This window comes from Pseudomonas sp. BF-B-26 (assembly GCF_019956495.1).
Taxonomy (GTDB): domain Bacteria; phylum Pseudomonadota; class Gammaproteobacteria; order Pseudomonadales; family Pseudomonadaceae; genus Aquipseudomonas.
The window spans coordinates 16,437-36,212 of record NZ_JAHBDP010000091.1; the positions used below are offsets into that span (position 1 = coordinate 16,437).

19 protein-coding genes are annotated in these 19,776 nt (G+C 58.0%); 9 read left to right on the top strand and 10 right to left on the bottom strand.

Annotation, left to right across the window (positions count from 1 at the left end):
- The first annotated feature begins 37 nt into the window (after positions 1–37).
- Positions 38–925: a LysR family transcriptional regulator gene (locus KGB03_RS20430; RefSeq protein ID WP_218538394.1), complete on the top strand. Its 888-nt coding sequence runs from the start codon at positions 38–40 to the stop codon at positions 923–925.
- Between the two features lie 63 nt (positions 926–988).
- Here the strand turns inward: KGB03_RS20430 and glpD are convergent, their stop codons facing one another.
- The 4 genes from glpD to KGB03_RS20450 form a co-directional block, all read right to left on the bottom strand.
- Positions 989–2,527 (bottom strand): glycerol-3-phosphate dehydrogenase, encoded by a 1,539-nt coding sequence (gene glpD / locus KGB03_RS20435; protein ID WP_218538367.1) that lies wholly within the window; start codon positions 2,525–2,527, stop codon positions 989–991.
- A 276-nt stretch (positions 2,528–2,803) separates the two neighbouring features.
- Complete coding sequence (locus KGB03_RS20440) at positions 2,804–3,559, bottom strand: DeoR/GlpR family transcriptional regulator (protein ID WP_027922833.1); 756 nt, start codon at positions 3,557–3,559, stop codon at positions 2,804–2,806.
- 254 nt (positions 3,560–3,813) lie between these two features.
- A complete protein-coding gene (glpK, locus tag KGB03_RS20445; RefSeq protein WP_033057460.1) occupies positions 3,814–5,319 on the bottom strand; it encodes a glycerol kinase GlpK in 1,506 nt (501 codons plus the stop codon).
- Positions 5,320–5,395: 76 nt separating this feature from the next.
- Complete coding sequence (locus KGB03_RS20450) at positions 5,396–6,247, bottom strand: MIP/aquaporin family protein (protein ID WP_218538395.1); 852 nt, start codon at positions 6,245–6,247, stop codon at positions 5,396–5,398.
- A 370-nt stretch (positions 6,248–6,617) separates the two neighbouring features.
- Between KGB03_RS20450 and ybaK the strand changes: the two genes are divergently transcribed.
- Both ybaK and KGB03_RS20460 read left to right on the top strand, forming a co-directional pair.
- Complete coding sequence (gene ybaK / locus KGB03_RS20455; protein WP_007971306.1) at positions 6,618–7,088, top strand: Cys-tRNA(Pro) deacylase; 471 nt, start codon at positions 6,618–6,620, stop codon at positions 7,086–7,088.
- A 106-nt stretch (positions 7,089–7,194) separates the two neighbouring features.
- Complete coding sequence (locus tag KGB03_RS20460; RefSeq protein WP_111451995.1) at positions 7,195–7,977, top strand: PhzF family phenazine biosynthesis protein; 783 nt, start codon at positions 7,195–7,197, stop codon at positions 7,975–7,977.
- A 111-nt stretch (positions 7,978–8,088) separates the two neighbouring features.
- On the opposite strand, the gene KGB03_RS20465 is transcribed toward KGB03_RS20460, so the two are convergent.
- Entirely contained in the window at positions 8,089–9,198 is a 1,110-nt protein-coding gene (locus KGB03_RS20465) for an ABC transporter ATP-binding protein (protein ID WP_129438036.1), read from the bottom strand.
- Positions 9,195–10,115, bottom strand: a complete 921-nt coding sequence (gene argF, locus KGB03_RS20470) for an ornithine carbamoyltransferase (RefSeq protein WP_033053690.1) — start codon at positions 10,113–10,115, stop codon at positions 9,195–9,197. Before argF ends, KGB03_RS20465 begins: the two co-directional genes overlap by 4 nt.
- A gap of 417 nt (positions 10,116–10,532) precedes the next feature.
- On the opposite strand from argF, the gene KGB03_RS20475 reads away from it, so the two are divergent.
- The 3 genes from KGB03_RS20475 to grxD all read left to right on the top strand — a co-directional run bounded on the left by KGB03_RS20475 (position 10,533) and on the right by grxD (position 13,502).
- Entirely contained in the window at positions 10,533–10,823 is a 291-nt protein-coding gene (locus KGB03_RS20475) for a hypothetical protein (protein WP_111451992.1), read from the top strand.
- Between the two features lie 134 nt (positions 10,824–10,957).
- On the top strand, positions 10,958–13,063 hold the full coding sequence (locus KGB03_RS20480; protein ID WP_223528591.1) for a molybdopterin oxidoreductase family protein: 2,106 nt from the start codon (positions 10,958–10,960) through the stop codon (positions 13,061–13,063).
- A 97-nt stretch (positions 13,064–13,160) separates the two neighbouring features.
- Complete coding sequence (gene grxD / locus KGB03_RS20485; protein WP_007943565.1) at positions 13,161–13,502, top strand: Grx4 family monothiol glutaredoxin; 342 nt, start codon at positions 13,161–13,163, stop codon at positions 13,500–13,502.
- 175 nt (positions 13,503–13,677) lie between these two features.
- On the opposite strand, the gene bfr is transcribed toward grxD, so the two are convergent.
- Complete coding sequence (bfr, locus tag KGB03_RS20490) at positions 13,678–14,151, bottom strand: bacterioferritin (RefSeq protein ID WP_008155586.1); 474 nt, start codon at positions 14,149–14,151, stop codon at positions 13,678–13,680.
- Positions 14,152–14,349: 198 nt separating this feature from the next.
- Complete coding sequence (locus KGB03_RS20495) at positions 14,350–14,568, bottom strand: bacterioferritin-associated ferredoxin (protein ID WP_008155585.1); 219 nt, start codon at positions 14,566–14,568, stop codon at positions 14,350–14,352.
- Positions 14,569–14,870: 302 nt separating this feature from the next.
- Here KGB03_RS20495 and KGB03_RS20500 point away from each other — a divergent pair, with 302 nt between their 5' ends.
- A complete protein-coding gene (locus KGB03_RS20500) occupies positions 14,871–15,473 on the top strand; it encodes a peroxiredoxin (RefSeq protein ID WP_111451990.1) in 603 nt (200 codons plus the stop codon).
- Between the two features lie 75 nt (positions 15,474–15,548).
- Here KGB03_RS20500 and rnt read toward each other — a convergent pair whose 3' ends face one another.
- Positions 15,549–16,226 (bottom strand): ribonuclease T, encoded by a 678-nt coding sequence (rnt, locus tag KGB03_RS20505; RefSeq protein ID WP_008155580.1) that lies wholly within the window; start codon positions 16,224–16,226, stop codon positions 15,549–15,551.
- The gene (gene pyrC, locus KGB03_RS20510; protein ID WP_223528593.1) at positions 16,223–17,269 is read right to left on the bottom strand and encodes a dihydroorotase; all 1,047 of its coding nucleotides are present in this window, start codon (positions 17,267–17,269) and stop codon (positions 16,223–16,225) included. Before pyrC ends, rnt begins: the two co-directional genes overlap by 4 nt.
- Positions 17,270–17,428: 159 nt before the next feature.
- Here pyrC and KGB03_RS20515 point away from each other — a divergent pair, with 159 nt between their 5' ends.
- Positions 17,429–18,337: a flagellar protein MotY gene (locus tag KGB03_RS20515; protein ID WP_218538371.1), complete on the top strand. Its 909-nt coding sequence runs from the start codon at positions 17,429–17,431 to the stop codon at positions 18,335–18,337.
- Positions 18,338–18,466: 129 nt separating this feature from the next.
- A complete protein-coding gene (locus tag KGB03_RS20520; protein ID WP_007898502.1) occupies positions 18,467–19,684 on the top strand; it encodes an argininosuccinate synthase in 1,218 nt (405 codons plus the stop codon).
- The last annotated feature ends 92 nt before the right edge of the window (positions 19,685–19,776 follow it).

The window sequence follows — 19,776 nt, forward strand, 5'->3', positions numbered from 1 at the left end:
CAATGTTTGACGGGATTTAACAGTGAGCCTTATTGCTATGCACACTCATCTTAATCGGGTCCAGACATTCCTGGCCGTGGTCGATTTTGGTTCTTACACCAAGGCTGCCAATTACCTGAGCATCAGCAAAGCCATGGCCAGCCTGCATGTCAAGGCGCTGGAGGACGTGCTGTCAGCGACGTTGTTGATTCGAAATACCCGAAATATATCCCTCACCGAAATCGGTCAGGACTTTTATGAAGAGTTCAAAGGTATTGTCGCGGACATCGATAATGCCTTCGATAATGTATTAAAAGGGCATGATCGGGTGTCCGGCAAGTTGCGCTTCAGTTCCACCAGTGAATACGGCGAGGCCTATATTCTTCCGTTGATACCGCAATTTATAGAGCGTTATCCGGAAATAAAACTCTGTTATAACTTCAACTCGTCACTCAATGATCTGGTGGCGGAAAAGTTAGACCTGGTTATCCGTTTAGGTAACTTGGCGGACTCGGCTTTCAAGAGCCGTAAACTGGCGGATTATGAAATTGTCCTGGTGGCTACCGAGACGTTTCTTGCACGTCACCCGGTGCAGAATCCTCAGGACCTGAATTCGGTACCCTGGATCGCCAACAGCAACCTGCAGGCACCGACCCAGTGGTCGTTGCGCCATCCGCAATTGGGGGCTGTCGAGATCAACGGAATCAATCAATTTGAATCCAATTCTTCCACGGCCATCCGCTCCATGACGTTATCGTCGCTAGGCGTCTCGGTGCTGCCCGCTTGGATGGTCAAGGAAGACATTGCCAGCGAGCGGCTGATGCGGTTATTGCCCGACTATTCGCTGCCCTCTCAGTCAGTCAACGTGGTGTTCCCCAACAGCCCGCATTTGCCCCACAAATCGAGGGCGTTCATTGATTTCCTGTTGCTGCATCTAGCGCAGTAAGCACGTACAAAAAAAGCCCCTGAATCGTGAGATTCAGGGGCTTTCGTTTAAGCGGATCAGGGATCAGGCCGCTTCGATCTTGCTGCGGTTCTGCTCGACCTTGCTCAGGTAATCCTTGAGCTTTTCCTGTTCCGCCGGAGTAGTGAACAACCCCAGCTTGCTGCGGCGCCACAGAATGTCGTGCGCGGTGGTTGCCCATTCTTCGCTGCACAGGTAATCGACTTCACGGGTGTAGAGCCCGCCGCCGATGTGTTCGCCCATATCGCCGAGATTCTGCACGCCTTCGAGCATGCGCCAGGTGCGGCTGCCATAGGTGGTGGCCCAGCGGCGGGCGATTTCGGTCGGCACCCAGTCGAACTTGTCGCGGATCAAGGCGCACAAGGCTTGCGGGGTGGTCATGTCTTCGCCGCCCGGCAGGGGAGCGCTGGCGGTCCAGCTCGGCTTGATGTCTTTGAAGTACGGAGCCAGTTGCGCCAGCGCCGACTCGGCCAGTTTGCGGTAGGTGGTCAGCTTGCCGCCGAACACCGACAACAGCGGCGCTTCTTCGCCGGTGCCCGACAGCGCCAGGGTGTAGTCGCGAGTGACAGCCGACGGGTTATCGGATTCGTCGTTGCACAGCGGGCGAACGCCGGAATAGCTGTGCAGGATGTCGTCGCGGCTGATGCGTTTCTTGAAATGGGAATTGACCACTTTCAACAGGTAATCGGTTTCGCTTTCAGTGATCGCCACTGCTGCCGGATCGCCGGTGTACTCGCGGTCGGTGGTGCCGATCAGGGTGAAGTGGTTCAGGTATGGAATGGTGAACACGATGCGCTGATCTTCGTTTTGCAGAATGTGCGCGTGTTCGCCTTCGTACAGTTTCGGCACGATCAGGTGGCTGCCCTGGATCAGGCGGATGCCGTACGGCGATTCCATCTTCAGGTCGTCACGAATGAACTTGGCGACCCACGGGCCGGCGGCGTTTACCAGTGCCTTGGCGCGGATCGAAAACAGACTGCCATCGGCGCGTTCCAGATGCAGGTGCCACATACCCTTGGTGCGACGGGCGCTGACGCAGCGAGTCTGGGTGTGAACGTGGGCGCCTTTTTCGCGGGCGGCCATGGCGTTCAGCACCACCAGTCGGGCATCGTCAACCCAGCAATCGGAGTATTCGAAGCCTTTGGTGATTTCGCTTTTCAGCGGGCTGTCCGGGCCGAACTTCACGCTTTTCGAGCCTTCGAGTTTTTCCCGCTTGCCAAGGTGGTCATAAAGGAACAGACCGGCGCGGATCATCCAGGCTGGACGCAGGTGTGGACGGTGCGGCAGCACGAAGCGCATCTGCTTGACGATGTGCGGGGCCTTGGCCAGCAGCACTTCGCGTTCGGCCAGGGCTTCGCGCACCAGGCGGAATTCGTAATGTTCAAGGTAGCGCAAGCCGCCGTGGATCAGCTTGCTGCTGGCTGACGAGGTGTGGCTGGCCAAGTCGTCTTTTTCGCATAGAAACACCGAAAGACCGCGACCGGCGGCATCCGCTGCGATCCCCACGCCATTGATCCCGCCACCGATGACGGCGATATCGTAGATCTCAGCGAGAGGGGGCGTAGGCAAGGTAGAAGTGGGCATCGGCTAGCCTCGGGCTTTTATGATTTTCTGTATTGGAATTCGAACATTAATGTTCATTTGCGAAAATGGTAGCCCATAAAGTCGCCCACAGCCAGTTAACTTCGATTGAAAATACTGATCGAAGGGCCGTGAAAGGAAAATTTTCGAACATTGAGAGAGTGAAGAGGGGAGATTTGCCGCGACTTCTGTAGGAGCATGGCTTGCCCGCGATGGCATACTCGAGGCCGCCATCGCCGGCAAGCCGTGCTCCTACAGGTTATTTAACCGCTTTCGCGGTTAAACGACTTCTAGCCGAATCTTGTGCTGACTCAACAACTGCGCCAGCGCCGGCACAGGTTGCTGATCGGTTACCAGGCAATCAATCAAACTGATCGGCCCCAGACGAATCATGGCGTTGCGCCCGAATTTGCTGGAGTCAGCCGCCAGTATCACCTTCCGGGCATTGGCGATGATCGCCTGGGACACCCGAACTTCCTGATAGTCGAAGTCCAGCAGACTGCCGTCTTCATCGATACCGCTGATGCCGACCAAGGCGAAATCAACCTTGAACTGGTTAATGAAGTCGACACTGGCCTGACCGACCACACCACCGTCGCGCCGCACGTTGCCACCGGTCAGCAGGACATCGAAGTCGTCCTTGGCGCTGAGCATCGAAGCCACATGCAGGTTGTTGGTGATGATCTTCAGGTGATTGTGATTGAGCAACGCCCGGGCGATGGATTCGGTGGTGGTGCCGATATTGATGAACAGCGAGGCGTGATCGGGGATTTGAGCCGCAATGGCTTCACCGATACGCTGCTTTTCATCACGCATCTGATCGGCACGCATGGCGTAGGCGGTGTTTTCGACGCTGGAATCGTAGGCTGCGCCGCCGTGGTAGCGACGCAACAAATTAGCTTCCGCGAGCTGATTGATATCGCGGCGGATGGTTTGCGGTGTAACGACGAACAGCGTAGCCATTTCCTCGATGCTGACATAGCCGCGTTCGCGGACCAGTTCGAGGATTTGCTGCTGACGGGGAGGCAGATTCATGGGGCTTCCTTTGGGCTGCCGTGCAAAAATTTGCCCATGATGACGCAGGAATCTGCTCCCTGCCAGTTTCCAAATAACGTGAAAGCTACTGCGCTCGGCAATCCTGCGTTAAAAACAGGCTCGGACTGCTCATTTACAACCTCGTAAAGTCGGGTGCGACCCCAGCCGGTCCTCGCCTGTTTTTGCCTTGTCTTGCCTTCGCTCGCTACGCTTTCACGCTATTTGGACATACAGATACGAGTACTCAGCCCGGCTTATTCAGCGCCTTCATGCGGTTCCCAATCGCGGGTGCGGCTGACGGCTTTTTTCCAGCCGGCGTAGAGTTTTTCCTTCGCGGTTTCGTCCAGGGTCGGTTCGAATTCGCGCTCGATCACAGCCTTGCCGCGCAACTCGTCCAGGCTGCCCCAGAAGCCACACGCCAGACCAGCCAGGTAAGCCGCACCGAGTGCGGTGGTTTCGCGCATTTGCGGACGCTCGACCTGAGTGCCGAGGATGTCGGCCTGGAACTGCATCAGGAAGTTGTTCGCGACTGCGCCGCCGTCGACACGCAGGGATTTCAAGCGTTCGCCGGAGTCCTGTTGCATGGCATCGAGAACGTCGCGGGTCTGGTAGGCAATCGACTCCAGGGCTGCACGAATGATGTGATCCACGCGTACGCCGCGAGTCAGGCCGAACAGCGCGCCACGGGCATACGGGTCCCAGTACGGAGCACCCAGACCGGTGAAGGCGGGTACCAGGTACACGCCGTTGCTGTCCTTGACCTTGTTGGCGAAGTATTCGGTGTCGTGGGCGTCGTTGATGATTTTCAGTTCATCACGCAGCCATTGAACGGTGGAACCACCGTTGAACACAGCACCTTCCAGCGCGTAAGCCACTTCGCCGCGCGGGCCGCAAGCGATGGTAGTCAACATGCCGTGCTTGGATTTCACCGCTTTGTCGCCGGTGTTCATCAGCAGGAAGCAGCCGGTGCCGTAGGTGTTTTTCGCCTGGCCTGGCTCGACGCACATCTGGCCGAACAGGGCCGCTTGCTGGTCACCCGCGATACCGCCGATGGCGATGCCGCTTTTGGTGTGGCCGTAGATTTCGGACGAGGATTTAACTTCCGGCAGCATTTCGCGCGGAATATCCAGCACCTCCAGCATCTTCGCGTCCCACTCAAGCGTGTGGATGTTGAAGAGCATGGTGCGCGAGGCGTTGGTGTAGTCGGTGACGTGCACTTTGCCGCCGGTAAATTTCCAGATCAGCCAGCTGTCGATGGTGCCGAACAACAGTTCGCCTTTGCGCGCGCGTTCGCGGCTGCCTTCGACGTTGTCGAGGATCCACTTGAGCTTGGTGCCGGAGAAGTACGGGTCGGTGACCAGGCCGGTGGTGTCGCTGATGTATTGCTCGTGACCGTCGCGCTTGAGCTGCTGGCAGATCTCGGTGCTGCGGCGGCACTGCCAGACGATCGCGTTGTAGATCGGGCGGCCGGTGGTCTTGTCCCAGACCACGGTGGTTTCGCGCTGGTTGGTGATGCCGATGGCGGCGACCTGGTCGTGATGCAGGCCGGCTTGAGCCAGGGCCTCGACCATCACGGCGCTTTGGGTGGCGAAGATTTCCATCGGGTCGTGTTCAACCCAGCCGGCTTGCGGGTAATGCTGTGCGAATTCGCGCTGGGCGGTGCAGACCACGTTCGCGTCGCGGTCGAAAATGATCGCGCGGGAGCTGGTCGTACCCTGATCGAGGGCAATGATGTAGTTCTTATTCTGAGTGTCGGTCATGTCGATTGCCTTGGACGAAAAAAGGGGAGTGAGGTCCGGCGCGTGATCTGATGGGCAGGATCACACGCCAACGGTATCAAGAAGTTCTTGGTTTGCCGTCAATGGCCGGTACTGCTTCCTTTGTAGCAGGTAGGGCGCTGGGCAGATGACGGGCAATCAGCCCGCGATACGCTGCAGCACCGAGGCAGGCACCGACAATCGGTGCAAAAATCGGAATCAGGAAATACGGGATATCGCGCCCGCCGGTGAAGGAAATTTCACCCCAGCCAGCGAAGAAAGTCATCAGTTTAGGACCGAAGTCGCGCGCCGGGTTCATCGCAAAACCGGTCAGCGGCCCCATCGAGCTGCCAATCACGGCAATCAGCAGGCCGATCAGCAGCGGAGCGAGCGGACCCTTTGGCAAGCCGTTGTTGTCGTCGGTCAGGGACATGATCACGCCCATCAGGATGGCGGTGATGATCACTTCAACCAGGAAGGCTTGCGCCGTGGTCAAGGCCGGATTGGGGAAGGTGGAAAACACCGACGCCAATTCGAGGCTGGCCTGAGTACCACGAACCATATGGTGAGTTTGTTCGTAATCGAAGAATAAATTGCTGTACAGCGTGTAAACCAACAACGCTCCACAGAAGGCCCCAGCGATCTGGGCGAGAATATAGAAAGGCAGTTTGCGCTTTTCGAAGTCAGCGAAAATGCTCAGGGCAATGCTGACGGCGGGATTGAGATGAGCCCCGGAAACGCCGGCGGTCAGGTAGATCGCCATGCTCACGCCGACCCCCCAGATGATGCTGATTTCCCAAAGGCCGAAGCTGGCACCCGCGACCTTGAGCGCGGCAACACAGCCTGTACCAAAAAAGATCAGCAGCGCAGTGCCCAGGAATTCGGCCATGCATTGGCTTGAGAGCGACGGTTGTTGTAAAGCAGTTGTCATCGAAAACCTCATTTTTGTTGTTGTCTGGCGCTTTTGCATCATGGTCAAAGCGCGATTTTCACCGAGACAGGATCCCCATCCTGTTCTCGGCCTGCTGCTGGGTGCTGCGATAGGAACATTCGTACAGTATTCAGATTCGAAAAAATATAGACAAGAAACGCTGATGTCAAAGGTCGAAAGTGAACCGTCAGTCACAATCGAACTATTAGTCACGTGAATGACCGCATCGTTCACGGGGCAGACCGAAGGTGGACGAACGGCATAAGGCGCCGCCAAGCCTTTGAAATAACGCCGCAATAGAGCCTTTTATGGAGCAATGGCCTAGAATCCAGCGCAGTATTTTTCTACTGCCGCCCAGTCTGGAGCTGTCATGACCCCCGCATTGGATTTGTTGAAAAAAGTTCGTGCCGAACATCGCGTGCACAGTTATGAACATGATCCGAAGGCAGCGTCCTACGGGCTGGAGGCCGCGGAGAAGCTGGGGCTGGATCCGGCGCAGGTGTTCAAGACCTTGCTGGCGGCCAGCGAAAAAGGTGAATTGTTGGTGGCTGTCGTGCCGGTCGTCGGAAGTCTGGACTTGAAAGGCCTGGCTCATGCCGCAGGCGTGAAAAAAGTCGAAATGGCCGATCCTGCCGCTGCGCAACGATCCACCGGATACCTGTTGGGTGGGATCAGCCCGCTGGGACAGAAAAAGCGCTTGCGTACCTTTATCGATAATTCAGCTCAGCCCTTTGCCAGCATTTTTGTCAGCGCGGGGCGACGAGGGTTGGAAGTCGAATTGGCACCCGCGGTGCTGGCCGAACATACCCAGGCGAAGTTCGCCGATATCGGCCGCGCCTGACGCGCACTATCAGCCCGGCGCTGTATGGTGACAATGTATGGGCTCTGTCACTGGTGCCGGGGTGTCGGCAGCTTCATGCTCGGCGGTCTGACAAAGGGAGAAGGTTATGCAGCTTGAGTTTCATCAGGTCGATGCGTTCAGTGATCGGCCGTTCAGTGGCAACCCGGCGATGGTCTATCGATTGGATGCGTGGCTTGCCGATGAGTTGATGCAGAAGATCGCCGCCGAACACAACCTCGCCGAAACCGCTTTCGTGGTGCGCGAAGGGCTGGGCTGGCACATCCGCTGGTTTACCCCGACCACCGAAGTGCCGTTGTGCGGTCATGCGACCCTGGCCAGCGCTTACGTGCTGTTTGAAATCTATAAGGAACCGGTCGAGCGGCTGGACTTCATCTGCAAGTCCGGCCTGCTAAGCGTGAGCCGTGAAGGTGAGCGCTTGTGGCTGGATTTCCCGGCGCTCATTGCGTCGGAAGTGGGTGTGACCCTGGATGTCGAGCGCGCGCTGGGTGTGGAGGCGGTTGATGTGCTGGGGTCGAACGAGTTGTTCGTGGTGCTGGAATCCGAGCAGGCGGTGCTCGAGTGTCAGCCGGACATGGCGGCACTCGCGAAACTGCCGTGGCCGGGGGCAATCGTCACGGCCAAGGGCAGCCAGCATGATTTCGTTTCCCGCTACTTCGCGCCGGCGATCGGCATCAACGAAGACCCGGTGACGGGGTCGACTCATTGCAGCCTGATCCCGTACTGGTCGAAACGCTTGGGCAAGTTGAGCCTGACGGCTTGTCAGCGTTCGGCTCGAGGCGGGGAGTTGTTCTGTCGGCTGGAAGGGGATCGGGTAAAAATCGGCGGGAATGCGACGCTCGTTGCGAGCGGAACGCTGATGCTGGGTTGATGCTGATCTTTGTAGGAGCAAAGCTCGCTCGCGATGAACGATGACGCGGTGCATCAGTTAAACCGCGGTGATGCTATCGCGAGCAAGCTTTGCTCCTACAGAAACGGAGTGTCAGTGGGCGCTGCTGTAACGGCGGACACCGGACTCGACGACCGGAATCTGCGCCGCCGTACTGCCCGACGCCTGAAACAGCACCAGGTGTTCAGCCGCGACACGAATGCCGACCTCTGAACCCACCTGATGATCGGCATGGCTCGGGAAAATCGATTCCAGCTGCGCGCCGGTCGGCAACTGCAAGCGATACAAGGTGGACGCACCCTGGAAAGACTTGCCGACAATCCGCGCCTTCAACGTGCTGTCCGGTGCATAAACGATATCGTCCGGACGCAGCAACACATCCACCGCCCCGCCAACCGGCCAGGTGTAGGCACGATTACCGCGTAACTCACCCAGCTCGGTCTGCACCGACTCGGGGCTGCTCAACTGACCGCGAATGAAATAACCCTGACCGATGAAGCTGGCGACATACGGCGTCAGCGGTTCGTGATACAGGTTATAAGGCGTGTCCCACTGCTCCAGGCGACCTTCCTTGAAAACCCCCACATGATCACTCACTGCGAACGCTTCTTCCTGATCGTGGGTTACCAGAATTGCGCTGGTGCCACGGGCCTTGAGGATGTCGCGCACCTCATGGCTGAGCTTGCGTCGCAGCTCTCCATCAAGGTTGGAAAAGGGTTCGTCGAGCAGTAGCAGTTGAGGTTCCGGCGCCAGGGCGCGGGCCAGTGCGACGCGCTGCTGTTGACCACCGGACAGCTCATGGGGGAAGCGCTTGCCGAGGTTTTTCAGGTTGACCAGTTCCAGCAGCTCTTCGGTAACGCGATCCTTTTGCGGGTGCTTGCGGATCCCGAAGGCGATGTTCTCGGCGACGCTCAAGTGCGGAAACAGAGCGTAATCCTGGAACACCATGCCGATCCGGCGTTTCTCCGGGGCGAGGGTGAAACCAGCGCGGGAGATTGTCTCGCCCGCCAACTGGATTTCACCTTCGTGTACCGGTTCGAAACCGGCAATTGCCCGTAGCGTGGTGGTTTTGCCGCAACCCGAAGAGCCCAGCAGGCAACCGATGTCGCCGGCATTCAAATGCAGGTTGAGGTTCTGCACGACGCGCTGGTCTTGATAGCCGCAGGCGAGATTGCGCAGGTTCAACAGTAATGGATGGCTCATGCGTGGTGGTACGCCGGTTCGACGAGAAACTCGAGCAGGGCCTTTTGTGCGTGAAGACGGTTTTCGGCTTGATCCCACGCGACGGAGCGCTGGTCATCGAGCAGGTCGACGCTGATCTCTTCGCCACGGTGGGCCGGCAGGCAATGCATGAACAGCACGTCCGGTGCGGCCAGGTCGAGCAGGGCGCGGTTGACTTGAAACGGCGCGAACAGTTTCAGGCGCTTGGCGGTTTCCTCTTCCTGGCCCATGGAGGTCCAGACGTCGGTGCTGACCAGGTGGGCGCCGCGCACGGCATCCTTCGGATCGCGGACGATGGTGACCCGATCGCCGGCCTTGGCCACGAATTCAGGGTTGGGTTCAAAGCCTTCCGGGCACGCGACTCGCAACTGGAAGTCGAACTGGATCGCCGCTTCTATATAGCTGTTGCACATGTTGTTGCCGTCGCCGATCCAGGCCACGGTTTTGCCCTGGATCGAACCGCGGTGTTCGAGGAACGTCTGCATGTCGGCCAGCAACTGGCACGGGTGCAGGTCATCGGACAGGCCGTTGATCACGGGCACGCGGGAGTTGGCGGCGAATTCGGTCAGGGTGCTGTGGGCAAAGGTACGGATCATCACGGCGTCGAGCATGCTCGACATGACGATCGCGCAGTCGCCGATCGGCTCGCCACGGCCCAGTTGGGTGTCGCGCGGCGACAGGAAGATCGCCTGGCCACCGAGCTGGATCATGCCGGCTTCGAAAGAAATACGGGTGCGGGTCGAGGACTTCTCGAAAATCATCCCGAGCACGCGGTTTTTCAGAGGCTCGAACAGTACGCCGCGGTTACGCAGGTCTTTGAGCTCAACGCCTCGACGGATCACGCTGACCAGCTCTTCGGGCGTGCAATCCATCAGGGAGAGAAAGTGCCTTGCGCTCATCATTGACTACCTTTTTGCAACAGACCGCAGATACTCAAAGCCTTGTTTAACTGAAAAACGGGCGAGACCTGCGGCGTAAGCCGCACGGGGCGACGAAATAGGGGAAGGCGCGATCTTATAATTAAATGTCGCGTCTTACCAATAGGGCTACGGTTTTTAGGGGATTTCAGAGGGGCTACGGGATGACCGCAGTAGCGCTTTTGAAGCCTGTTTCCTGACAGCAGCCGGTCATTTGTACACTGGGGTCACGGGGCTTTGCAATCAAACGGGGCGCAGACGGCATAGCCGCGGTCGGTTTCTGGCCTGTCATTTGAAGCATTTGTGCTCGGGATCGATCGATATGTCTGGTCTGAAACATTTGCTAAAGCAAAGTGGCGGGTTATAACTAACGCACGAACGACGCAGGAAGCCTTCGGAATGGAATCGAAAGAACGACAGTTAATGGAATTACTCGGCCTCACGGCTCGCTCGCTGACCCACCTCACCGCGTCCATGACCTCGATGTCCTTCGAGTTGATGCGCAGTGAAGACGAAGTGACCAAGGCCGCCGGCCGGCGGATGATCGACCGTATGGCAACCATCAGCACCGGGCTAGACGAGCACTGGCGGCTGATCGGCGAACTCACCGGTGTTCATCTCGCTCAAGAGCAGATCGAAACCATCCAGGAGATCCAGTTGCAGGCGCCGCCGAAGCTGCCGCCCAACTGATCCCCTGCGGTCATCGGCTGGCCTGATGGCCGCCGATTCACAAGACGAACGTCGCTGGCGCAGCAGTGGATCAGGCGCCATAGTTTTGTTCCCGCGGCCGATATTGCCCGCCCAGAACAAGACAGAGACTGGCCATGACCAAGACTCTCCATCACCGTGCGTGCCACTTGTGCGAAGCCATCTGCGGCCTGACCATCGAAACCACCGAGGTCGAAGGCGCAGTGCAGATCACGTCGATCAAGGGTGACGCTCAGGATACCTTCAGCCGGGGGCACATCTGCCCCAAGGCTGTCGCCCTGCAAGATATTCAGAACGATCCGGATCGTCTGCATCAGCCGATGCTGCGGGTCGGCAGTGAATGGCAGCCCATCGAGTGGGAAGACGCCTTCAACCTTGTAGCCGAACGTCTGGCGGCGATTCAGGAGCGTCACGGACAGAACGCGGTGGCGGTCTATCAAGGCAACCCCAGCGTGCACAATTACGGGCTGATGACCCACAGCAATTACTTTCTCGGCCTGTTGAAAACCCGCAACCGGTTTTCCGCGACCTCGGTCGACCAGTTGCCCCATCACCTGACCAGCCATTTGATGTACGGCCACGGTTTGCTGTTGCCAATCCCGGACATCGATCACACCGATTTCATGCTGATCCTCGGCGGCAATCCGCTGGCCTCCAACGGCAGCATCATGACCGTGCCGGATGTGGAGAAGCGCTTGAAGGCCATTCAGGCCCGCGGCGGCAAAGTGGTGGTGGTCGATCCGCGCCGTAGCGAAACCGCGGCGATTGCCGACCAGCATTTGTTCGTGCGCCCCGGTGGCGATGCGGCGTTGTTGTTCGGACTGCTCAATACCTTGTTCGCTGAAGGCCTGACCCGCGACAGTCATTTGCCGGTGGACGGTCTGAATGAGGTACGCGAGGCGGTCGCGAATTTCACCGCCGAGGCCATGAGCCCACTGTGCGCGGTGCCCGCCGAACAGATCCGCCAACTGGCGCGGGACTTTGCGGCGGCGCCGACAGCGGTCTGCTACGGCCGCATGGGCGTTTCGACCCAGGCGTTTGGCACTTTGTGTCATTGGGTTGTGCAACTGATCAACCTGGTCACCGGTAATCTTGATCGCGTGGGAGGGGCGTTGTGCACCGAACCGGCGGTGGACTTGGTGGCATCGACCTCAGGTGGGCATTTCAATCTGTGGCAGAGCCGGGTCTCCGGGCGTCCTGAATACGGTGGCGAACTGCCGGTCTCGGCGCTCGCCGAAGAGATGCTTACCGAAGGGGAAGGGCAGGTCCGCGCGCTGATTACCGTGGCGGGTAACCCGGTGCTGTCGACGCCCAATGGCCGACAACTGGAACAGGCGCTGGACGGATTGGAGTTCATGGTCAGCATCGACCTGTACATCAATGAAACCACGCGGTATGCCGACCTGATCCTGCCGTCCACATCGGCCCTGGAAAACGATCATTACGACACGACGTTCAATATGTTCGCGGTGCGTAACGTCACTCGGTTCAATCGCGCGATCCTGGCCAAACCTGAAGGTGCGTTGCATGACTGGGAGATTTTCGTAGGGCTGGCCAAGGCGTTTGCGGCAAAGACCGGTAAGGAACTGAAACCAACGATCCCGCCAGCGCAGATGATCGACCGTGGCTTGCGGATGGGGTTGTATGGCGATACTTCAGAACAGAAATTATCACTGGCGACCTTGTTCGATCACCCGCATGGTGTCGATCTCGGGGCGCTGAAATCCAACCTGACGCCTCGCCTGAAAACCGAAAACCAGCGCGTCCAGGCTGCGCCGCCAGCGATCCTTGCTGACCTGGCGCGTTTTGCAGCCCTGCAAGCACCCCCGGCCGATGAATTGCTGATGATTGGCCGCCGTCATGTGCGCAGTAACAACTCGTGGATGCATAACTATCACCGCCTGGTGAAGGGCAAGCCGCGCCATCAATTGCTGATGCACCCGGATGACCTGGCCAGCCGTGGGCTCAACGACGGGCAGCGCGTGCGGGTCAGTTCGCGGGTCGGTGTGATTGAAGTTGAAGTGCTCGGCAGTCTGGATATGATGAAAGGCGTGGTCAGCCTTCCGCACGGTTGGGGCCATGCGCGGCCAGGCGTGCAGATGACCATTGCCAGTGGTCAGCCGGGCTCCAGCGCCAATGACCTGACCGACGAATGTCTGCTCGATGAGTTGTCGGGCAATGCGGCGTTGAATGGCGTGCCAGTGACCGTGGCGGCGGCTTGACTGAGTCTGTCGGGGAGACCGAGCATGGCGCTCGGGTTTCCGTTACAATGCGCCACCGTGCCGACCCCTGAGTCGGAAAGTTCAGCCGAGGTGCTCCATGGATATCATCGAAACGATTAAAGAGCAGATTGCTAACAACACCATTCTGCTTTACATGAAAGGTTCGCCGAATGCCCCGCAGTGCGGCTTCTCCGCGAAAGCCGCGCAGGCCGTGATGGCATGTGGTGAAAAGTTTGCGTACGTGGACATCCTGCAGAACCCGGAAATCCGCGCCAACCTGCCAAAATACGCCAACTGGCCAACCTTCCCGCAACTGTGGGTGGGCGGTGAGCTGGTCGGCGGTAGCGACATCATGACCGAGATGGCTGCAGACGGTTCGCTGCAGACCACCATCAAGGCTGCTGTCGAAGCTGCTGCTGCCAACAAGACCGAAGCCTGACCCGCTCTTTGTAGGAGCAAAGCTTGCTCGCGATGCAGGCGCCGCGGTTTAGCAAGAACACCGCGTCATCGTTCATCGCTGGCAAGCCATGCTCCTAAAAGAGCAGGCATTAAAAAGCCCCGCCTCTTAAAAGAGAGCGGGGCTTTTTATTGTCTCGAGTTTAGCGGGCGCTAACTTACTCTTCGCCCATCTGCGATTGCAGATAGTTCTCAAGACCGACTTTATCGATCAGACCCAGTTGGGTTTCCAGCCAGTCGATATGTTCTTCTTCGGATTCAAGAATATCTTCGAGCAGTTCACGGCTGCCGAAGTCACCAACGGTCTCGCAATGAGCGATAGCCACTTTGAGATCCGCGTGACCGGTGCGTTCGATACGCAGGTCGCACTCAAGCATTTCCTGGGTGTGTTCGCCGATCTGCAGCTTGCCCAGGTCCTGGACGTTCGGCAGGCCTTCAAGGAACAGGATGCGCTTGATCAGCTTGTCCGCGTGCTTCATCTCGTCGATGGATTCGTGGTATTCGTGCTTGCCGAGCTTGTTCAGGCCCCAATCTTCGTACATGCGTGCATGCAGGAAGTATTGATTGATCGCGACCAGTTCATTGGCAAGGATTTTGTTGAGATGCTGGATGACTGTAACGTCGCCTTTCATGATGGGGTCCTGCCCTAAGTAGCTGTCAATAAGGGCGAGTTTGAGCCGCGTAATTAAGAGTGTCAAACCTAAGTTATTGAAACTTAAGTGAAAATTAATCTGAATAAGAATGTTTGTGTTCCGCGTCTAGCGCGTAAGCGATTGATTTTCAGACATAAAAAAACCGGACATCAAGTCCGGTTCTTTGAAATACGTTAATTACGCGGCAGTAAATTCTACAGGGTAGGGAATCGCGGCCTGGGCCGATTGCAGTTTGGTCAGGGTTTCGCGGACCACTTCCTTGGCAAGGCAGGCACATTTACCGCATTGGCTAGCTACGCCGGTGGCCTGACGGACTTCCTTATAGCTGCAGCAACCTTCATAGATCGCTTCGCGGATTTGACCGTCGGTGACGCCAGTGCAGAGGCAAACATACATAAGTGAAAACCGTCGCTGGTTGTGACTCAATTGCGATGGATCTTAATGTTAACGAGAATGATTGTCAAAGTGGTTTCTGAAAGCTTTGATCAGGGCTGACGAACGGTTTCCTCTCAGCTTCGATCACGAGGACAACCCGTCGACTGCATTTCCCTTGTCAAAAAAACCGTTAAGGACAGGGTAAAAACGCAGTGTATGATGGCCGGTCCTTATGAAGCGGGTTCGTGTCACAGGGCTGTCGCCTGAAGGTGGCAGGCTGGCGCAAACCCGGAACTTCACGTTTTTACACCAGGAGATATCCAATGAGCGTACTCGTAGGCAAACAAGCCCCTGACTTCACCGTACCGGCTGTACTCGGCAATGGCGAAATCGTAGACAGCTTCACCCTGTCGTCGGCCATCAAAGGCAAATACGGCCTGGTGTTCTTCTACCCACTGGACTTCACCTTCGTTTGCCCGTCCGAGCTGATCGCTCTGGACAACCGCATGTCTGACTTCAAGGCACGCAACGTTGAAGTGGTCGCCGTTTCGATCGACTCGCACTTCACCCACAACGCCTGGCGCAACACCCCGGTCAACAATGGTGGTATCGGCCAGGTCCGTTACACCATGGCTGCCGATATCAAGCAGGAAATCATGAAGGCTTACGACGTTCAGTCCGCTGACGGCGTAGCTTTCCGTGGTGCGTTCCTGATCGACGACAAAGGCGTTGTCCGCTCGCAGATCATCAACGACCTGCCGCTGGGCCGTAACATCGAAGAGCTGGTTCGTCTGGTCGACGCGCTGCAATTCCACGAAGAGCACGGTGAAGTCTGCCCTGCCAACTGGAAAAAAGGCGACAAAGGCATGACCGCTTCCACCGAAGGTGTTGCGGCTTACCTGACCGAGCACGCTGCTGCGCTGTAAGGCACGTTTGAGGCATAAAAAAACCGGCCGTTGAGGCCGGTTTTTTTATGGGCGGGGTAAGTCCAGCGACCGGGATCAGTCGTTGAAGTCTTCCCAGCCGCCCATTTGTTTCCAGCGATTGACGATGCCGCAGAACAGCTCGGCCGTCTTCTCGGTGTCGTAGCGCGCCGAGTGAGCCTCGCGACCGTCAAAGTCGATGTCTGCTGCCTGGCAAGCCTTGGCCAGTACAGTTTGACCGTAAGCCAGACCGGCCAGGGTCGCGGTATCGAAGCTGGAGAACGGATGAAACGGGTTGCGTTTCATGTCCAGACGCGCGACAGCGGCGTTGAGGAAACCCAGATCGAAGCTGCTGTTGTGCCCGACCAGAATCGCCCGTTTGCAGCCGTTGGCTTTCAGGGCCTTGCGGATGCCGCGGAAGATATCGGTCAGGGCCGTTTCTTCGCTCACCGCCATACGCAGCGGGTGATCGAGTTTGATCCCGGTGAATTCCAGCGCGGCCGCTTCAATGTTCGCGCCTTCAAAAGGCTCGACGCGGAAGAAATAGGTGTGATCGGGATACACAAACCCTTTTTCATCCATGGCGATAGTGGTTGCGGCAATTTCCAGCAAGGCGTCAGTGGCAGAGTTGAAACCACCGGTTTCAACGTCGACAACGACTGGCAGGTATCCACGGAAGCGCTCAGCCATCGGGTGGCGCGAACCACCTCCGCCGCCTTGACCGTCCTGTTCGTCGTCGAAATGGTCTTCACTCACGCGTGTTCCTCCAGCAGGCGCCAGCGCAGTTTTTCACCGGCGCGCAGCGGGATTACGGTCAGCTCGCCAAATGGCAGGCTGGTTGGGGCGGTCCACTCTTCGCGGACCAGGGTGATGCGGTCGGTGTTCACCGGCAGGCCGTAGAAACGCGGGCCGTTCAGGCTGGCGAAGGCTTCGAGCTTGTCCAGCGCGTTGCGCTGTTCGAAGGCTTCGGCATACATCTCGATCGCTGCATAAGCGGTGTAGCAACCGGCACAGCCGCAAGCGGCTTCTTTGGCGTGCAGGGCATGGGGCGCCGAGTCGGTGCCGAGGAAGAACTTGTCGCTGCCGCTGGTGGCGGCGTCGAGCAGGGCTTCCTGATGGGTGTTGCGCTTGAGGATCGGCAGGCAATAGAAGTGCGGCCGAATCCCGCCCACCAGCATGTGGTTGCGGTTGTAGAGCAGGTGATGCGCGGTGATGGTCGCGCCAACATTGGCCGAAGCCTCGTTGACGAACTGCACGGCGTCGGCGGTAGTGATGTGTTCGAACACCACTTTGAGGCTCGGGAAGCGCTCGACCACACGACGCATGTGCTCATCGATAAAGATTTTTTCGCGATCGAACACGTCGACATCGCCACGGGTGACTTCACCGTGAACCAACAAGGGCATCCCGACTTCGGCCATGGCCTCAAGTGCAGGGAAAATCTTGTCGATGCTGGTGACGCCAGAGTCCGAGTTGGTGGTCGCGCCGGCCGGGTACAGCTTGGCGGCGTGAATGAAGCCGCTGGCCTTGGCCTCGCGAATTTCTTCGGGCTGGGTGCGGTCGGTCAGGTACAGCACCATCAACGGTTCAAAGCGGCTGCCAGCCGGGCGTGCAGCGAGAATCCGCTGGCGATAGCCGTCGGCTTCAGCGGTGTTACGCACCGGAGGTACCAGGTTGGGCATGATGATGGCGCGACCAAAGGTGCGCGCGACATCCGCGACTGTATTGGGCAACACAGCACCATCGCGAAGATGAATATGCCAGTCGTCGGGACGCAGCAGGGTCAGGCGGTCGGACATGAGGGGATTCCAGGCGGGTCAAACTGAAGGGAATGCTACCGGAAAAGACTCTTCCAGGCACTCGCTATCAAGTTTTGCAGGAAGCTTCCGATATCCAACAGGTATGCCGTAAACATCTGTGTGTCGGTCTTTTTGTTGTAGAAGCCAGTGGAGCCTCCCGTGCGCCAGCGTTATTTAGCCTTGCTCAGCGTGTTTGCCAGCCTTCCTGCGATGGCGCTCACTTTCCAGACCCGTCTGGAGAGCATCGAGTGGACGGTCGAAGGAGACAAGTTCGAGTGCCGCCTGGCTCAGCCGATCACCGATTTTGGTTCGGGTGAATTCGTGCGTCGCGCTGGCGAGCAAGCGACGTTCCGTCTGAAGGCCTATAACTCGATGATCGGCGGCGGTTCGGCCACCTTGCTGGCGGCGGCTGCACCCTGGCAGCCGGGGCGTGGCGACATCAACCTCGGTTCTGTGCGAATCGGCAGCGGCAATGTGTTGTTCAACAGTTCGCAAGTTCAGGCGGGCCGCTTGATCAGTGGCCTGATGGATGGCCGCAGTCCGGTCGTTCGACATGATTCGGGCGATGGCCGGGTGTCGGAAGTGCGTCTGTTGCCAGTCAAGTTCAGCAAGGCATTTAACGACTATCAGGGCTGCGTGGCGAAGCTGCTGCCGAAGAATTTCGAGCAGGTCAAGCAATCGCAGATCGGCTTCCCCGGCGAAGGCATCGAACTCGACACGCAGGCCAAGGCGCAATTACAAGTAATGCTGGAGTTCATGAAGGCTGATCCGACGGTCAACCACATCGAACTCGATGGTCACTCCGATAACAGCGGCAACCGCCTGACCAACCGTGACCTGTCGCGGCGTCGGGCCCTGGCCGTCATGGAGTTCTTCAAGGCCAACGGCATTCAGGAATCGCAGATCACCGTGCGCTTTCACGGCGAGCGTTATCCATTAGTGCCCAATACCAATTCCGCCAACCGGGCGAAGAACCGTCGGGTCAATGTGCACCTCGCGCGCGTTGCGCCCACCGAAAAGCCGGCCCCTCAGGCCACTGCTTCGGCGAGCGCCGCGTCGACCTCCTGAACCCGCTGTTATCGTCGCTCACTCGACATAATCTGTCGCTTCGTCGTCATAAGCTGTCGCGCCTCTGTAAATTATCCTGCATGACCGGTAGACTTGACGGCTTTCCGTAGAACCCCGTGGAGTGATGGCATGGCGGACGTAAACAAGGTCGTTCTGGCGTATTCCGGCGGCCTGGACACTTCGGTGATCCTCAAGTGGCTGCAGGATACTTATAACTGTGAAGTCGTGACCTTCACCGCTGACCTGGGTCAGGGCGAAGAAGTCGAACCTGCACGCGCCAAGGCACAGGCCATGGGCGTGAAAGAGATCTACATCGACGACTTGCGCGAAGAATTCGTGCGCGATTTCGTTTTCCCAATGTTCCGCGCCAACACCGTTTACGAAGGCGAGTACCTGCTGGGTACTTCCATCGCTCGTCCGTTGATCGCCAAGCGCCTGATCGAAATCGCCAACGAAACCGGCGCTGACGCCATTTCCCACGGCGCCACCGGCAAGGGCAACGACCAGGTTCGTTTCGAACTGGGCGCCTACGCCTTGAAGCCAGGAGTGAAAGTGATCGCTCCGTGGCGCGAATGGGACCTGCTCTCCCGTGAAAAGCTGATGGATTATGCTGAAAAGCACAACATCCCGATCGAGCGTCACGGCAAGAAAAAATCCCCGTACTCGATGGATGCCAACCTGCTGCACATCTCCTATGAAGGCGGCGTGCTGGAAGACACCTGGACCGAGCACGAAGAAGACATGTGGAAATGGACCGTCTCCCCGGAGAAGGCTCCAGATAAAGCACAATACCTGGAACTGACCTACCGCAACGGCGATATCGTTGCACTGGACGGCGTCGAAATGACCCCGGCTACCGTGCTGGCGACTCTGAATCGTATCGGTGGCGAACACGGTATCGGCCGTCTCGACATCGTTGAGAACCGTTACGTGGGCATGAAGTCCCGTGGCTGCTACGAAACCCCAGGCGGCACCATCATGCTGCGCGCCCACCGTGCGATCGAATCGATCACCCTGGACCGCGAAGTGGCTCACCTCAAAGACGAGCTGATGCCTAAATACGCCAGCCTGATCTACACCGGTTACTGGTGGAGCCCTGAGCGTCTGATGCTGCAACAGATGATCGACGCGTCCCAGGCCCACGTGAACGGCGTTGTGCGCCTGAAGCTGTACAAGGGCAACGTGATCGTCACCGGTCGCAAGTCCGACGAATCGTTGTTCGATGCCAATATCGCGACCTTCGAAGAAGATGGCGGCGCCTACAACCAGGCCGACGCGGCGGGCTTCATCAAGCTCAACGCGTTGCGCATGCGTATTGCGGCGAACAAAGGCCGGAAGCTTTTCTGAGATCTTTGAAACCGTAGAGTTGTGGCCTTGTCGGTGACAAGGCCACAATTTCTGAATAGGGGGGAGTTTTCCTGCCGGACATCGTGTTATCA

Coding starts and splice junctions, on each gene's coding strand:
- KGB03_RS20430 (WP_218538394.1), top strand. CDS start 38: ATGCACACTCATCTTAATCGGGTCCAGACATTCCTGGCCGTGGTCGAT.
- glpD (WP_218538367.1), bottom strand. CDS start 2,527: ATGCCCACTTCTACCTTGCCTACGCCCCCTCTCGCTGAGATCTACGAT.
- KGB03_RS20440 (WP_027922833.1), bottom strand. CDS start 3,559: ATGAATCTGCCTCCCCGTCAGCAGCAAATCCTCGAACTGGTCCGCGAA.
- glpK (WP_033057460.1), bottom strand. CDS start 5,319: ATGACCGACACTCAGAATAAGAACTACATCATTGCCCTCGATCAGGGT.
- KGB03_RS20450 (WP_218538395.1), bottom strand. CDS start 6,247: ATGACAACTGCTTTACAACAACCGTCGCTCTCAAGCCAATGCATGGCC.
- ybaK (WP_007971306.1), top strand. CDS start 6,618: ATGACCCCCGCATTGGATTTGTTGAAAAAAGTTCGTGCCGAACATCGC.
- KGB03_RS20460 (WP_111451995.1), top strand. CDS start 7,195: ATGCAGCTTGAGTTTCATCAGGTCGATGCGTTCAGTGATCGGCCGTTC.
- KGB03_RS20465 (WP_129438036.1), bottom strand. CDS start 9,198: ATGAGCCATCCATTACTGTTGAACCTGCGCAATCTCGCCTGCGGCTAT.
- argF (WP_033053690.1), bottom strand. CDS start 10,115: ATGAGCGCAAGGCACTTTCTCTCCCTGATGGATTGCACGCCCGAAGAG.
- KGB03_RS20475 (WP_111451992.1), top strand. CDS start 10,533: ATGGAATCGAAAGAACGACAGTTAATGGAATTACTCGGCCTCACGGCT.
- KGB03_RS20480 (WP_223528591.1), top strand. CDS start 10,958: ATGACCAAGACTCTCCATCACCGTGCGTGCCACTTGTGCGAAGCCATC.
- grxD (WP_007943565.1), top strand. CDS start 13,161: ATGGATATCATCGAAACGATTAAAGAGCAGATTGCTAACAACACCATT.
- bfr (WP_008155586.1), bottom strand. CDS start 14,151: ATGAAAGGCGACGTTACAGTCATCCAGCATCTCAACAAAATCCTTGCC.
- KGB03_RS20495 (WP_008155585.1), bottom strand. CDS start 14,568: ATGTATGTTTGCCTCTGCACTGGCGTCACCGACGGTCAAATCCGCGAA.
- KGB03_RS20500 (WP_111451990.1), top strand. CDS start 14,871: ATGAGCGTACTCGTAGGCAAACAAGCCCCTGACTTCACCGTACCGGCT.
- pyrC (WP_223528593.1), bottom strand. CDS start 17,269: ATGTCCGACCGCCTGACCCTGCTGCGTCCCGACGACTGGCATATTCAT.
- KGB03_RS20520 (WP_007898502.1), top strand. CDS start 18,467: ATGGCGGACGTAAACAAGGTCGTTCTGGCGTATTCCGGCGGCCTGGAC.